At 62.5% G+C, this 14,034-nt stretch carries 10 protein-coding genes and 1 pseudogene; 8 read left to right on the forward strand and 3 right to left on the reverse strand.

Annotated elements, in window-relative coordinates:
• Nucleotides 1-68: 68 nt before the first annotated feature.
• Complete coding sequence (locus AB6O04_RS12675) at nt 69-2,231, forward strand: hypothetical protein (protein WP_368564350.1); 2,163 nt, start codon at nt 69-71, stop codon at nt 2,229-2,231.
• A 189-nt stretch (nt 2,232-2,420) separates the two neighbouring features.
• Here the strand turns inward: AB6O04_RS12675 and AB6O04_RS12680 are convergent, their stop codons facing one another.
• The 3 genes from AB6O04_RS12680 to AB6O04_RS12690 form a co-directional block, all read right to left on the reverse strand.
• On the reverse strand, nt 2,421-3,323 hold the full coding sequence (locus tag AB6O04_RS12680) for a rhamnogalacturonan acetylesterase (RefSeq protein ID WP_368564351.1): 903 nt from the start codon (nt 3,321-3,323) through the stop codon (nt 2,421-2,423).
• 331 nt (nt 3,324-3,654) lie between these two features.
• Nucleotides 3,655-4,659: an alpha/beta hydrolase gene (locus AB6O04_RS12685; RefSeq protein ID WP_368564352.1), complete on the reverse strand. Its 1,005-nt coding sequence runs from the start codon at nt 4,657-4,659 to the stop codon at nt 3,655-3,657.
• Between the two features lie 10 nt (nt 4,660-4,669).
• Nucleotides 4,670-5,968, reverse strand: a complete 1,299-nt coding sequence (locus tag AB6O04_RS12690; RefSeq protein ID WP_368564354.1) for a polysaccharide lyase family 1 protein — start codon at nt 5,966-5,968, stop codon at nt 4,670-4,672.
• Between the two features lie 389 nt (nt 5,969-6,357).
• Here AB6O04_RS12690 and AB6O04_RS12695 point away from each other — a divergent pair, with 389 nt between their 5' ends.
• The 7 genes and pseudogenes from AB6O04_RS12695 (at nt 6,358) to AB6O04_RS12725 (ending at nt 13,920) form a co-directional block, all read left to right on the forward strand.
• Entirely contained in the window at nt 6,358-7,209 is an 852-nt protein-coding gene (locus AB6O04_RS12695; protein WP_368564430.1) for a 2-keto-4-pentenoate hydratase, read from the forward strand.
• Nucleotides 7,206-8,201 (forward strand): TRAP transporter substrate-binding protein, encoded by a 996-nt coding sequence (locus tag AB6O04_RS12700; RefSeq protein WP_368564355.1) that lies wholly within the window; start codon nt 7,206-7,208, stop codon nt 8,199-8,201. Before AB6O04_RS12695 ends, AB6O04_RS12700 begins: the two co-directional genes overlap by 4 nt.
• 10 nt (nt 8,202-8,211) lie before the next feature.
• Nucleotides 8,212-8,733, forward strand: a complete 522-nt coding sequence (locus AB6O04_RS12705; RefSeq protein ID WP_368564356.1) for a TRAP transporter small permease — start codon at nt 8,212-8,214, stop codon at nt 8,731-8,733.
• Nucleotides 8,734-8,736: 3 nt separating this feature from the next.
• Nucleotides 8,737-10,017, forward strand: a complete 1,281-nt coding sequence (locus AB6O04_RS12710) for a TRAP transporter large permease (protein WP_368564358.1) — start codon at nt 8,737-8,739, stop codon at nt 10,015-10,017.
• Nucleotides 10,014-11,159, forward strand: coding sequence for a pectate lyase (gene pelA, locus AB6O04_RS12715; RefSeq protein WP_368564359.1), 1,146 nt, complete (start codon nt 10,014-10,016; stop codon nt 11,157-11,159). The genes AB6O04_RS12710 and pelA overlap by 4 nt, the downstream gene beginning before the upstream one ends.
• Before the next feature lie 147 nt (nt 11,160-11,306).
• Nucleotides 11,307-12,806 (forward strand): annotated as a pseudogene (locus AB6O04_RS12720) (family 43 glycosylhydrolase); the annotation flags it as partial.
• Nucleotides 12,807-12,861: 55 nt separating this feature from the next.
• Complete coding sequence (locus AB6O04_RS12725; protein ID WP_368564360.1) at nt 12,862-13,920, forward strand: LacI family DNA-binding transcriptional regulator; 1,059 nt, start codon at nt 12,862-12,864, stop codon at nt 13,918-13,920.
• Nucleotides 13,921-14,034 lie beyond the last annotated feature (114 nt).

Raw genomic sequence — 14,034 nt, forward strand, 5'->3', positions numbered from 1 at the left:
CCAGGATGGTGCGAGCGACAACCGCCTGGATGGCATGGCTCTGATTGCTAACCATAGAGGGACCGAACATGAAGACATCAGCATCGCGCTGTCTGTTGACTGCTTTACTCTGGATCGGTATCGGAATGGGAACCCCGTTTTCCGCGTACGCCCAGAGTGGCACCAACCTCAGTCTGGGGGCTGGCAGCGACGGCTCAAGCAAGGCCAGTGGCACCAGCTACGGCAACGTTCTTGACGGCAACATGAGTACGTATTGGTCGCCGGCCGGTTCGACCGGACGCGTTTCGGTCAAATGGGGTTCGGCGGTTACGGTGGGCACCGTGATCATCCGCGAGCCCTCGGGTTTTACCGGCCGCATCGGCACATGGCGCTTGGTGAACAACAGCAATGGCGCGGTACTGGCGACTGGTACGGGTGCTGGCACGATCAGCTTCACGCCTGTTTCGCTGACCAAGATCAATTTCGAAATCACCGGCTCAAGCGCCACGCCGGCAGTCGCTGAGTTCGAGACCTATGCCGACGGTGGAGGTACCACTCCCACGCCTCTAAGCGTCTCCCTGAGCGCGGCGGCGGCCGGCACCAATGCGAACCTAAGTTGGACGGTCAGCGGCGGCACCGCGACCAATCAAGAGGTCTATCGCGACACCGACAGCAATCCCACCGGCCGCGTACGCATCGCCAATGGCGTGACCGGCACCAGCTATTCCGACACCGGCCTTGCCAGCGGCACTTACTACTACTGGGTGAGAGCGATCAACAGCAGCGGCACCGGCTACGATTCCTCCGCGGTAGGCGTGACCATCCAGCCGAGCAGCGGTGGCGGCGGCGTGGTGGAGGCCTGCCGCACGCTGATCAACGATCCCAATATGAACTGGCGCGAATCGCCGGTGCTTACCACTGACCAGCAGATCGTCGCCTGCCTGGCCGATTCGCTCGGTGGTCCGGTGGGCTTCGGCTACAAGGCGACCGGCGGCTACGACCCCAACGGCGGCAGTCGACTGGTCGTGATCACGAAGAACGGCACGACCACTCCGGAAAAGCAGATCCTCGATGCCATCAGTACACCGGACCACAAGTGGATCGTATTCGACAAGCGCAACTTCGCCGCTGCAACCGATGTTGCCATGTATCGCAACGGGTGCACCAACTCAGCCGTGTTGACGGCGCTGGACAATGCCACCGTGGCCGAATGCATGGACCACCGGCTGTGGTGCACCAACCACGACGTGTCGAGCGCGACGTGTGAGAACACCTTCTTCAACAACCGACTCAACAACAGCAGCCTGAATGCGATCAAGCTCCCGATGATCGACTCCAACACCACCATCGACGGCCGCGGCAGCAACGCCACGTTCCTGTTCAGCGGCTTCAAGATCGGCGCCGACAGCTCGGGTGCGAGCACGCACATGAGCCAGAACGTGATCATCACCAACAATCGCTTCATGGGGGTTGGCCATGTCGAAGACCACGACCTCGACCCGGACATGACCCGTTCCACCGGCGCCTCACGCGACATCTGGATCCACCAGAACACGTTCGAGAACACCGGCGATTCAGCTTTCGACGTAAAGGTGGGTGCCAACAGCATCACCGTTTCTTTCAACAAGCTGCTCAACGTCAAGCGTGCATCGCTGCACGCATCAGGCGACAGTGAGCCGATGGCCGCGAACATCACCACCACGATCCACGACAACTTGTTCGTCACCACGGACGCGCACTACGGCGAAGCCGCCTACAACGGCCTACGCCGCGTGCCGTTGTTACGCCGTGGCCAGTCGCACATCTTCAATAATGTCTTCTACGGGTATCGCAAGGACTTGTTGAGCATCCGCGTAGGCGGCCGTATCGCGTTCGAGGACAACATGTTTCTCAACAACGTCGATAACAGCGAAGGTGACGACATGGCTTACTGGGTCGCGACCCTGATCCGCGACTACAGCGGCGGCAACATCAGGACCACCGGCAGCTACGTGTGGTACGCCAACACTGCCTGCCAGGCGACCGGCGCACCCGGCGATCTGACACTTTCCTACGGCACCACACCGGATATGTTCGCCGGCTACGACGCGCTGTCGAAGGATCTGATCACAGCCAACCGGCTGCCGGCCGGCATGGATCTGGCGCGATATGTCTTCGCCACCGCGGGCAAGGGTGGAAAGGTGCCGTATGTTTCGCCGGAGACGGCTGGGATCGCTGCGATCATTGCGGCGGCACCGGCGAGTTGTCAGTAAGAAGTGCTGAGCAACGTCACCCATGACGGTCTAATAGCCGCAAGCTAGAAGGTTGTATGCGATCAGAACCCCGGCATATGCCGGGGTTCTTCTTTGTGTCGTAGGATGGGTCGAGCGCAGCGACACCCGTCGGCTCGGATAGCTTGACGCGAGCGATGGGTGTCGCTGCGCTCGACCCATCCTACGAAATCAGGGAATCAACTGCTTCCGCAACTGCGGCACCGCACGCGCCAACTCATCGGCGACGATGGCGGCGAAGAAATTCGCGCCTTCCTGACCCAGATGCGTGTAATCGAACGCAAGCTTGGCTTGTCCCATCGGCTCGGTCGCTACGTTGTCCTGCGGCGTAGCCGTGGCCGCCGATGAGGCCCGCGCCGGGCTCACGGCAGCCTGACTGCCGCCGGCAGGCGTAGGCATATGACCAATAGTCGTGCCCTTCTGCGCAGCGCTCACTTGCTCGGGCGCGGCCGGCAGCTGCGCGAAACGCATCGCCTGCACCGGCCCCATGCCCTGCACCGCATCGCGACTACGCACATGTAGATCCACTAAAGGAACTTTCAGCTCGTTGGCGACGCTGCGCACGGCGTCCGCCCATGGCGCCAGATCGTCGATTACCTGCCCGTCCTTGAACTGGCGTCGCGTCAGCGGCGTCAGCAGGACGGGATGTGCACCTGCTGCGCGGATCTCTTCCACATAGCGGCGCAGGTTGGCTGGGAACTCGGTCGCCAGGTCGGTGGAACGCCCTGGCTTGCCGGGCTGATCGTTATGTCCGAATTGCACCAGTACCCATACATTGCGATAACCGCCGGAGCGCATCTCGCGCTGGACGATGTCCCACGAACCTTCGGCGCGGTAGTTGTAGGTGCTACGACCACCGCGCGCCAGATTGACGCAGGCGAGGAACGAAGTGACGTGCTTGGCGCAGAAGCTCGGCCCCCAGCCGCCCAGCACCGCGGTGGTGGAGTCGCCCACCAGTACGATCTTGTCGGCTTGGATCGGTTTGACCGGCGGGCGTGCTTCCTGGGCTGAGGCGAAACCAATCGCGGATATCGAACTGAGGAAGATCAGAAGTGAAAAGTGACGTTTTTTCATGGTTGATGTTGTCTGGCAGCGGGGAACGATATTCGAACCGCTATGCGGCTGTGATGACAGCAAGATTCACGTAGAGCGGAGCTTGCTCCGCTGCTTTTGGCTCTGCCGGACGCCGGGCCGAAGAGCAGCCGAGTAAGCTCGGCTCTACAACGAGCGGACGGCTTCCTTGTGGGAGCGACGTAAGTCGCGACGTTTGATGTTTCCGGTCGCGACTTACGTCGCTCCCACAAGGATTGCCATGTCGGCATCTTCGGCAGGACGGTTTGACAATCAACATAGGATCCGGCTCTACGAGAATCACGGTATTTGGCCACCGGCCATCTGCGTGCGCTCAGCGATCACTGCGTTGCAACGTGGTGGCTTGCGTCTGCAACGATGACATCCACGTCAGCGCCAGCTGCGGCCATTCCTCCAGCGACAACCCTCGCGTACCGCGGATGCCAAAGCCATGACCACCCATCGGATACACGTGCAGCTCCGCCGGCACGTTCGCGCGGCGCAGCGCATCGAAGAAGAGCAGGCTGTTCTCCACTGACACCACATCATCATCGCTGGCGTGCAGCAAGAACGTAGGCGGGGTGGCGGCGGTAATGCGGTTCTGGAGCGAATATGCGGCGATGCCTGCGGATGCTGGCAGTGCGCTTAGCAGCCGAACGCGAGAGCCTCCATGCGCGTGTTCGCCCATGTCGATCACCGGATACACCAGCGCCATGAAATCCGGCCGAGCGCTGTTCCGGTCGTACGCGTCGACAGGCGTGTACACGCTTTCATCGAAGCGGGTGCCAAGGCTGGCGGCGACATGCCCGCCCGCGGAGAATCCCATCACTCCAATACGCGTCGGATCGATGCCCCATTCCGCTGCGCGTGTGCGCAGCAAACGCATCGCACGCTGCGCGTCGGCCAGTGGCGCATTCGCGCCTTCGGCGTGCGCGGGATCGGGTAAGCGATAGCGAAGCACGAACAGCGTCACGCCGCCTTCGTCCACGAAGGGAGGCACCAGTACCGTGCCTTCCTTGTCCAGCACAATGCGCTCGTAACTTCCCCCTGGCGTCACCAGCAGTGCGGTGCCGTTAGACCGTTTTGGCCGGTAAACCACCAGATAGGGTTGGCTGACGCCGGTGATGATGCGATCAGGTACCGAAGGGTCCTTGCTGCGTTCGGTGATCGCTTGCGTCTGCCCCAAGCCTAGCGAACCGGGTGCTGTGCGACCCGGCCACAGATAGATTTTCTCCTCGTTGTCTTCCAAAGTGACCGCAGCGCCAGCAAACGGCGCGGCGATCAACGCCAGCATGGCAAGCAATGGGGCGACGAAACGCCGGTTCCGGGTAGCCGTCATGAAGTCGCTCTCAGCGCAGTGGTTCGCCGCGCTCGTACGGCTTCAGCGGCTCCATCGTGTCCAGATCCCAATCCGATTCCACGAAAGGCCTGCGCGTTTCCTTGTGCTTCGGATAGCCGCCCACTTCCTGTTCGCTGTCGATGATGTCGCCACGCCCCTCGATCACGTCTGCGACGATGCGGCGATCGATGGGGTCGCGGTCCCAAGGGCGAGCGCCAGCGGTTGCGATCACCGCATCCTGTACCTGTGCCGAAGGCAGCATCTGGACGCCGAGCGGCAAGGCCGGCGCGCGCTTCAGCTCGGTGAGCTTGACCGGAGCAGTCGTATAACGGCCTTGTTGCGGCAGTGCATTGCCAATGCGGTCGACCACCAGATTGTCTTCCGCGTAAAGCTCCATATCGCCGGAGCCGCCGATCATGAAGAACGCCAACGTCTCGGTGTCCTTGCCGGCACGCATCACGTTGCCGCGCAGGATCATCTGTCCGGTGGAATACGGCGTGTGACCAATCCACTCTTCTCCGATCAGGTTGTAATGCACGGCACGCTGGCCCGGGTTGTAGATCAGGTTGTTCAGCACCTGGCCGCGCGCACCACCTTTGAACAGCGGATTACGCTCGTAGTTGTGCGCGTACAGATTGCCGACGATCAGCACGTCGTTGACATGGTCGTGGATCAGTGAGCCCTTGGAATGCTCGCCTTTGCCATGCGTGGCGTTGGCCAGGCCTTCGGCCAGCAGGTTGTTGCTGAAAGTGATGCGGCGCGAGGCATTCTGCATCCACTCCTGCTCGCTCTCGCCGACGAAGCGCGTACTGGAAGCGGACAGGTTTTCGTCGGTAGCCCACGTCAGCGAGCAATGATCGACGATGACGTTGTAGGCGCCGCGGACGGTATTGATGGCATCGAAGTCGGCACCGGCGCGTTTGGGCAGCCCGGCTTCGCCCGGGCGCACCGCGATATGGCGGATGACCACGTCATGCGCGGCGATGGCCAGGCCGCCGCGGATGAAGGTAATCCCGGGCGCCGGTGCGGTCTGCCCGGCGACGGTCAGGAAGGGCTCGGTGATCTTCAGTTCCTTACGGTCCAGGTCGATCACACCACCAACCTCGAACACCACGATGCGCGGGCCGGGCGTTTTCACCGCTTCGGCGAACGATCCGGGGCCGTCGGCTTTCAGGGTGGTAACCCGGATGATCTTGCCGCCGCGCCCACCCGGCGTATGAGCGGCCCAGCCCTGCGCGCCTGGAAACGCCAGGGGGCCGGCAGACTCGGCCGCGCAAACGGCTGCTGTGGTGCAAGACAAAAGAACCATGAAGGCGGCGCGGACGAATCGGCGACGGATCGCCTTCGTAGAATCTGTCCACGATCCGTCGCGAGCGAAGGCTGGCGGGCCGTGGCGGAGCAGAGCAAGCGCAGCGTATGTGGGATACGTGAGCATTGCGAGCACCGCACGCGGGCCGCCTGCCGAGCGCAGCAGGTTCGTGGACAGGTTCTTAGGAACAGCGAAACGGAGCATTGGCTCCCTCCCAGGAGTGGTTGGCGCTTCCGCGCCAGGCAATGGATCGGGCACTCGACTTTGCGGCAGTGCACATTGTAAATGACACCGGTTTACCATATACCTTCCACAGGACTGCGTTGTCACTCGGCAGTGCAGCAAACTGAATTACGGGGAGAGCCCACTTGAGCATCAACGATCGAGCCATGGAAGTGCCGCAAGGAAACCCCTCGGAGGAACTGACCGCCATTGCGGATCGGTTCGTCCAAGCCAGGCGCCAGGGCCACTCGCTGCCTGATTTCCCGGGCCAGATTCCCGATGACCTGGTCACCGCCTACCGCGTACAGGACATCGCTATCGCGCAATGGCCGGACCGGGTCGTGGGCTGGAAAGTCGGTTATATCGCTCCGGAACGTCGCGACGTGTCCGGTGACGAGCGCCTGCTCGGCCCGATCTTCGAGCGCGCGCTGCAAATGGCTACCGGTAGCCATCCGGGGGATTCTCTGGATTTCCAGGTGTTCTCCGGCGGCTTTGGCGCGGTGGAGGCCGAGTACGTACTGCGCCTGGACGCCGACGCGCCTGCCGACAAGGTCGACTGGACACCGGAAGAAGCCGCCGCGGTTGCATCCACCTTGTACACCGGCATGGAAGTGGCCAGCAGCCCCCTGGCCACCATCAACCTGCTTGGCCCGCGCGTGGTGATCTCGGATTTCGGCAACAACAACGGGCTGATCCTGGGCGAAGAGATTTCCGATTGGACCTCTCGCCCGGAAAGCGAACTGATCTGCGAGACCCTCATCGACGGACAACAGGTCGGTAGCGGCGGCGCCACGACGCTGCCAGGCGGGCTACGGGCCGCATTCGCATTCGCGCTGTCGCGGTCGGCAAAACGCGGCCGGCCCCTGAAAAAAGGCGACCTGATCGCCACCGGCAACGCCACGGGTATCCACGATATCCGCGCCGGCCAGCAAGCGCGCATCCGCTTCGCTGGGTTCAACGACATCGTCTGCCGCGCCGTCGCCGCCACGCCGCGGGAGACCGGAGAAGCCAACGCATGATCAGTCGCCGTACTTTCCTGACCGCAAGCGCAGGCGCGGCGGTCACCGCATCATGGGCAGCTGCTTCGGCAACTTCTGCTACGGACACGCGGATACTGACTGCCACCGACGTGCATGTGAAGGACTACCCCACCGTTGAAGCGGTGCGCTGGATCGGTGAAACGCTGGAGCGCGAAACCGAAGGGCGCCTGAAGATCCGTCTCTACCACGCCGGTCAGTTGGGCCGCGAATCCGAAGCCATCGACATGGCGCGCTATGGCGCCATCGACATGACCCGTGTTTACTCGGGCGCGTTGAACAATGCGTTTCCGCTGACCCAGGCGTTGTGTCTGCCCTACGTGTTCGATTCGGTGGAACACCTGCGCCGCGCGATGGACGAAGGCGTGGGCGAGGAAGTGCTGCGCGGATTCGAAAAACGCGAACTGGTGGGACTGGCGATCTACGATTCCGGCGCACGCTGTTTCTACAACACCCGCCGCCCCATCCAAACCCCTGCTGACTTGCATGGATTGAAGATCCGCGTGCCTGCATCGGACATTTTCATCCGAATGATGCGTATGTTCGGCGCCAATCCCACGCCGCTGTCGCTGGGCGAAGTGTTCTCCGGCATGGAGACGCACATGATCGATGGTGCCGAAAACAACATGCGTAGCTTTCACTCCAGCCGCCATTTCGAAGCGGCCAAGTATTGGTCGCAAAGCGAACACTCCTATGCGCCGGACGTGCTGCTGATCTCCCGCCGCAGTTTCGATTCGCTCTCTCCTGCCGATCGACAGTTGCTGCTGGAAACCGCGCGGCAATCGGTGTCGGTCATGCGCCAGCACTGGGATGAGTCGGAAAGCGCCGCACGCAAGGCGGTCATCGATTACGGGGTGAAGATGAACGATGTCGACATCGGCGCGTTCCGCACAGTCGCTGAGCCGCTATTGGCCGATTACACGCAGCGCGCCGACATAGCTCCCCTCTACCGTCGCATACGCGACCTCGCCTGAGATCATTGCGATGTCCGAAAACACGGCAATCACTTCGTCTGCCAGCGGCGCACAGCGCGCGCTGGACCTGCTTTCAAACACTGTCATAGGCATTGCCGCCACCGCCCTGGTGGGCTTGGTGCTGGTGCAGGGCTGGCAGGTAATCGCACGCTATGTGCTCAACGATTCACCCAGCTGGACCGAACCGGTCACGCTGGTACTACTCAGCACCGCCATGGGTTTGGCCGCCGCGTCCGGCGTGCACACGAACAAGCACTTCGGCTTTTTCCTGTTGGCCGAAGCGCTGGGCCCGCGATCCAAGCGCCTGGTCCACGCGATATCGCCGCTGGTGATAGCCGTCATTGGCGCGGTGATGGCGTACTGGGGATGGGTGCTGTTGCTGGATGGCCTGGATATCCGCATGGCCGGTGCGCCGATTCCACAAAGCCTGCCGTACTTGCCGTTGTCGGTGGGGGGATTGCTTATGGTGGTGTTTGCATTGAATCGATTGGTGCACGCATTGGCCGAATCTTCCGAAAAAGGAAACGACTGAACCATGGCGATCGCACTTCTTTTTTCAGTTTTTGGAATATTGCTGTTGATCGGCGTACCCGTGGCGTATGCGCTGGCCGCCGCCGCCCTGGCGACGCTGTTCTACCTGGATATTCCGTCCATCGTGCTGGTGCAGCAGATCTCCGCGGGTGCTGGCTCGCCGTCGCTGATCGCGATTCCGCTTTTCATCTTCGCTGGCGAGATCATGTTGCGCGGTGGCATCTCGGAGCGCCTGATCAGCCTGGCCGCTTCACTGGTCGGACGTGTGCGTGGTGGCCTGGGGCAAGTCAGCATCCTGTCTTCCTTGTTCTTCGGCGGCGTTTCCGGGTCGGCGATTGCCGATGTGTCCGCCGTGGGCGGCACCATGATTCCGCAGATGATCCAACGCGGTTACGACCGTGATTTCGCGGTGAACGTCAGCATTACCGCTGCGTTGGTCGCGTTGCTGGTACCGCCGTCGCACAACCTGATTCTGTATTCAGCGGCGGCCGGTGGCGGGCTGTCCATCGCCGATCTGTTCGCAGCGGGCATCGTACCGGCGCTGCTGATGACGGCGGTATTGATGTTCACAGGCTGGATAGTGGCGCGCCACCGCGGCTACGGCGTTGAAGCGTTTCCCGGCATGCGCGCGGTAATGACGCGGCTGATCTCCGCCCTGCCCGGTCTTGGCCTGGTGGCGTTGATCTTCTTCGGTATCCGCGCGGGCATCTTCACCGCGGTCGAGAGCGCCGCCATCGCCGTGGTCTACGCGTTGCTGGTAACCGGCGTGCTGTATCGCCAGTTGAAGCTGCGCGACTTCTTCGCGACGGTCGCTCACGCGGCGCGCACCACCGGCGTCATTCTGTTCGTGATAGCGACCGCCGCAGTATTTGGTTGGCTGTTGGCCTACCTGCAGGTGCCCGCCGCGGCGGTCGAAGCGCTGCAATCGATCGCCGACAACAAGTACCTGGTGCTACTGCTGATCATCGTGGTGCTGCTGCTGTTGGGTACCTTCATGGACCTGGCGCCGATGATCCTGATCTGCACGCCGATCTTCCTGCCGGTCGCCAAGGCTTACGGTATCGACCCGATCCACTTCGGCCTGGTATTGGTCCTGACCGGCGGTATCGGCCTGGTCACGCCGCCAGTGGGCTCGGTGCTGTTCATCGGTACCGCCATCGGAAAGATTTCCATTGGAGAAAGCATGCGGACGATCTGGCCGTTCTGGCTGGCTGGGTTGGCGGTGCTGTTGATCGTGGCGTTCTTCCCCGGACTGTCGCTGTGGCTGCCGGCGTTGCTGAAATGATCAGCAGCCGGCGCTTGGCGGTTGCGCTGCTCGCGACGGCAATGGCCGCTGCCATACCGGTTTGTGCGCAATCATCGCCGGCCGCTGCTCCGGTACTGGATGGCTTCGAAGATGCCATGCATCACTGGCAGAACACGCACGGCGACGACTATCCCCGCTATGCGCCGGAGCAGGTGGCGCAGATCGCGGACAACATCCTGCGCTATCAGCGGAAGGATGGCGGCTGGATTCAGAATCAGGACCCGGCGCGCATCCTGGACGCCGCAGGCCTGGCGCAGTACGCGCAAGAAGCGGCCAAGACCGGCGGCAGTTTCGACAATCGCAACATCTACACCCATGTCGATTATCTCGCTGGCGCGTACGCGCAGACCGGCGACGCGCGCTACCGCGACGCCAGCGTACGTGGCCTTGAGTTCATCCTGGCGCACCAGAATCCCAGGTGCGGCGGCTGGCCGCACAGCGTGCCGGGTTCCGAGTCCTACCACCCGTTCATCACCATCGCCGATGACGTCACCGCGGGTGTGCTGGGTACATTGCGCGCGGCCGCAAGCGATGCGCCCCGCTTCGACTTCATTGAGGCACCGTTGCGCGAACGCATCCGCAAGGCGGTCGTTGACGGAGATGCCTGCCTGCTGCAACTGCAAGTGCGTCAGGGCCAGACGCTGGCGGGATGGGCGGGACAATACGACGATCAGACGTTGCAGCCGACCCACGGCCGCCGTTTTGAACTGCCCGCCATGGCGACACAGGAAACCGTGGGCGTCGTGCGTTACCTGATAAGCATTCCGAATCCGTCGCCTGAAGTGGTTGCGGCGATTGAAGGCGCGGTCGCTTGGCTACAGCGGGTAAAACTCGAAGGTTGGCGAATCGAAACGTTTGAAGCCGAACCCGAGCAGTACCGCTATCACGCATCGAAGACGGATCGCCGTCTGGTACGCGACGCATCTGCATCAAACCTATGGGCGCGCTTCTACGATCTAAGCGATAACACCGTGGTGTTGGCCACACGAGATGGTGTGCGCGTGAAGGACTACGCCGAAATCCCACGCGAACGCCGCACCGGCTACGAGTGGTATGGCCAATGGCCGAAGCAGCTGCTGTCGAAAGACTATCCGAACTGGAAAGCACGGTTGGCGCACTGACGCCGCCGTGTCTCTTCTTTGTATTTGAAAAGCACACGGAAAATACGAGGAACGCAACGTATGCAAATGAAGTCGTGGTACGCCATCGCCGTCGTCACCCTGCTATCGATCGCGCCGGCCCTCGCCGCCGATGACAATGCTGGCGGCTGGAAGCGCGGAATCGAAAACCAGCGCCAAGCCGATCTGGGCGACGGCCGTTTTCTCAATCCCGTGCTCGCTGGCGATCATCCCGATCCGTCTGTCCTGAAAGACGGCGAGGACTATTACCTCACGCTGTCTTCGTTCGACGCGTATCCCGGTCTGCCGCTGTGGCATTCGCGCGATCTGGTCAATTGGAAGCCGATCGGTCATGCGATTACCCAGAATGTCGGCGCGATCTGGGCGCCGGACCTGATCAAGCATGAAGGGCGCTACTACATCTACTTCCCGGCGCGGCATGGCGAAACCGGCACACGGAGCAACTTCGTGGTCTGGGCCGACGACATCAACGGGCCGTGGAGCGATCCCATCGATATCGGTTTGAGCAAGCACATCGATCCGGGACATGCCGTGGGCGAAGACGGCAAGCGCTACCTGTTCCTCAGCGGTGGCGACTATGTGCCGCTGTCCGATGATGGCCTGAAGGTGACGGGCGAACCCAAACACGTCTACGACGGCTGGCGGTACCCGGAAGAGTGGGATGTGGAGGGCTATGCGCAGGAAGGCCCGAAGATCACCTTCCACAACGGCTGGTACTACATGACCACCGCCGTGGGCGGCACCGCAGGTCCACCCACCAGCCACATGGTCATCTCCGCCCGGTCGCGTTCCATCCATGGCCCGTGGGAGAACTCTCCGCACAATCCGATCACGCGCACGCGTTCGGCGAAAGAGCCTTGGTGGTCGCGCGGTCACGCCACACTGGTGGAAGGTACCGACGGCCGTTGGTGGATGATCTATCACGGTTATGAGAACAGCTTCTGGACGCTGGGCCGGCAAGCCTTGCTGGAGCCCATCGAGTGGACCGCCGATGGCTGGTTCATCGCCAAGGGCGGCGACCTGGGGCAACCGCTGGCGAAACCCAGCGGCACTTCTGTCGGCCAGCACGGCATGGCGCTGTCGGATGATTTCCGCAGCGGCCGTCTGGGACCGCAGTGGTCGTTCTTCAACCCGGCGGCCGACGAGATGAAGCGGTTGTCGTTCGGCGACGGCGTGATGACCCTGCAAGGCAAAGGCAGCGCACCGCGAGACGCATCGCCGCTGACCGCCATCGCTGACGATCAGGCTTATCAGTTCGAAGTGGAAATGGAGATCGAGCCCGGTGCCGTCGGCGGGGCGCTGCTGTTCTACAGCGACCGGCTTTACGCGGGTGTCGGCAGCAATGGCGAACAGTTCGTCATGCACCGCTATGGCGACGAGCGCCCGGCCAAGCTGGCGGCCAGCAAGCGCGGTGGCAAGCTGTGGCTGCGGGTGACCAACAACCGCCACATCGTCACCATCCACTCCAGCCAGGACGGCAAGCAATGGACCAAGTACCCGGTGCAGATGGAGGTTTCCGGCTATCACCACAACGTGGCCGGCAAGTTCCTGGCGCTGAAACCGGCGATCTATGCCTCCGGCACCGGCGCCGTGCGGTTCCGGAATTTCCGTTACCGGGCGCTGGACTGAGTTCGTAAACCGCTAGAATCCCCGCAATCACCGCCCTTTTCCTGTAGACGCTCCCATGCCCGTGCGCAAGAAGCCCGAAAGTTCCGCCACCCCGCCGGCTTCCTCCGGTAAAGCGGCGACCATCAACGACATCGCGAGGCTGTCGGGCGTCTCCAAGAAGACCGTCTCCCGCATCATCAACCACTCGCCGCTAGTCCGTAAGGACACGCGCGAGAAGGTGGAAGCGTTGATGCGCGAGGTCGGCTACGTACCCGACCCGATGGCACGCGGCCTGGCGTTCCGCCGGTCGTTCCTGATCGGCATGGTCTACGACAACCCGACCGCGCAGTACATCGTCAACATGCAGTACGGCGCGCTGGATGCATTGCGCGACTCGGGCTTCGAGCTGGTCGTGCATCCCTGCGACAGCCGCAGTCCCGGCTATATCGATGGCGTGCGGCGGTTTGTGCAGCAGCAGAAACTGCATGGCGTGATGCTGATCCCGCGCGCGTCGGAAGACCAGGCGCTGGCCGATATGCTGGCCGAAATCGGCGTCCGCTATACGCGTATCGCGTCGGTATCGATGGACGAGCCGTCGCGCATGGTCGTTACCCACGACCGCAACGGCGCTGCTGAAGCCGCGGAATACCTGCTGTCGCTGGGCCATACCGACATTGCACTGATCACCGGTCCCAGCGCGTACCGCTCGTCGCACGAACGCACCTCCGGCTTCGTGGAGGCGTTGGCGCAGCGCGGCATCGAGTTGCCGAAGTCACGCATCATCGAAGCCGGCTACACCTTCGAGTCGGGCGTGGCCGCCGCGGAAAAGCTGCTGTCGGGCAAGCAGCGCCCCACCGCCATCTTCACCGGTAACGACGAAATGGCCGCCGGCGCCTACAAAGTCGCCCTGCGCGCGGGCATCAACATCCCGCGCCAGCTGTCCATCGTCGGCTTCGACGACAGCCCACTGGCTTCGCGCTTGTGGCCCGCCCTGACCTCCGTGCGCCGCAACACCCGCGACACCGGCCGCATCGCCGCCGCCATGCTGATCCATCCGGATACCGTTGGCGCCCTGTCGGCCGCCAGCATCCGTCCGCACCTGGTCATCCGCGACTCCTGTCAGCCGCCGGAATGAAGCCGGTAGCCGGTAGCCGGTAGCCGGTAGCCGAGAAATGTTTTCCGGAGTTCCCTACTCCAGCAAGATCTTTACGCGTCCGTTTCCTTTCATTCCCTGCTCCCGGTTCCCGGT

The sequence above is a fragment of the Pseudoxanthomonas sp. UTMC 1351 genome (genome assembly GCF_040948865.1).
Lineage (GTDB): Bacteria > Pseudomonadota > Gammaproteobacteria > Xanthomonadales > Xanthomonadaceae > Pseudoxanthomonas_A.

Excerpts from the sequence above, each read along its gene's own strand:
- AB6O04_RS12695 (WP_368564430.1), top strand. The coding sequence starts at position 6,358 with ATGGAAGTGCCGCAAGGAAACCCCTCGGAGGAACTGACCGCCATTGCG.
- AB6O04_RS12710 (WP_368564358.1), top strand. The coding sequence starts at position 8,737 with ATGGCGATCGCACTTCTTTTTTCAGTTTTTGGAATATTGCTGTTGATC.
- AB6O04_RS12690 (WP_368564354.1), bottom strand. The coding sequence starts at position 5,968 with ATGGTTCTTTTGTCTTGCACCACAGCAGCCGTTTGCGCGGCCGAGTCT.
- AB6O04_RS12705 (WP_368564356.1), top strand. The coding sequence starts at position 8,212 with ATGTCCGAAAACACGGCAATCACTTCGTCTGCCAGCGGCGCACAGCGC.
- AB6O04_RS12680 (WP_368564351.1), bottom strand. The coding sequence starts at position 3,323 with ATGAAAAAACGTCACTTTTCACTTCTGATCTTCCTCAGTTCGATATCC.
- AB6O04_RS12685 (WP_368564352.1), bottom strand. The coding sequence starts at position 4,659 with ATGACGGCTACCCGGAACCGGCGTTTCGTCGCCCCATTGCTTGCCATG.
- AB6O04_RS12700 (WP_368564355.1), top strand. The coding sequence starts at position 7,206 with ATGATCAGTCGCCGTACTTTCCTGACCGCAAGCGCAGGCGCGGCGGTC.
- AB6O04_RS12675 (WP_368564350.1), top strand. The coding sequence starts at position 69 with ATGAAGACATCAGCATCGCGCTGTCTGTTGACTGCTTTACTCTGGATC.
- AB6O04_RS12725 (WP_368564360.1), top strand. The coding sequence starts at position 12,862 with ATGCCCGTGCGCAAGAAGCCCGAAAGTTCCGCCACCCCGCCGGCTTCC.
- pelA (WP_368564359.1), top strand. The coding sequence starts at position 10,014 with ATGATCAGCAGCCGGCGCTTGGCGGTTGCGCTGCTCGCGACGGCAATG.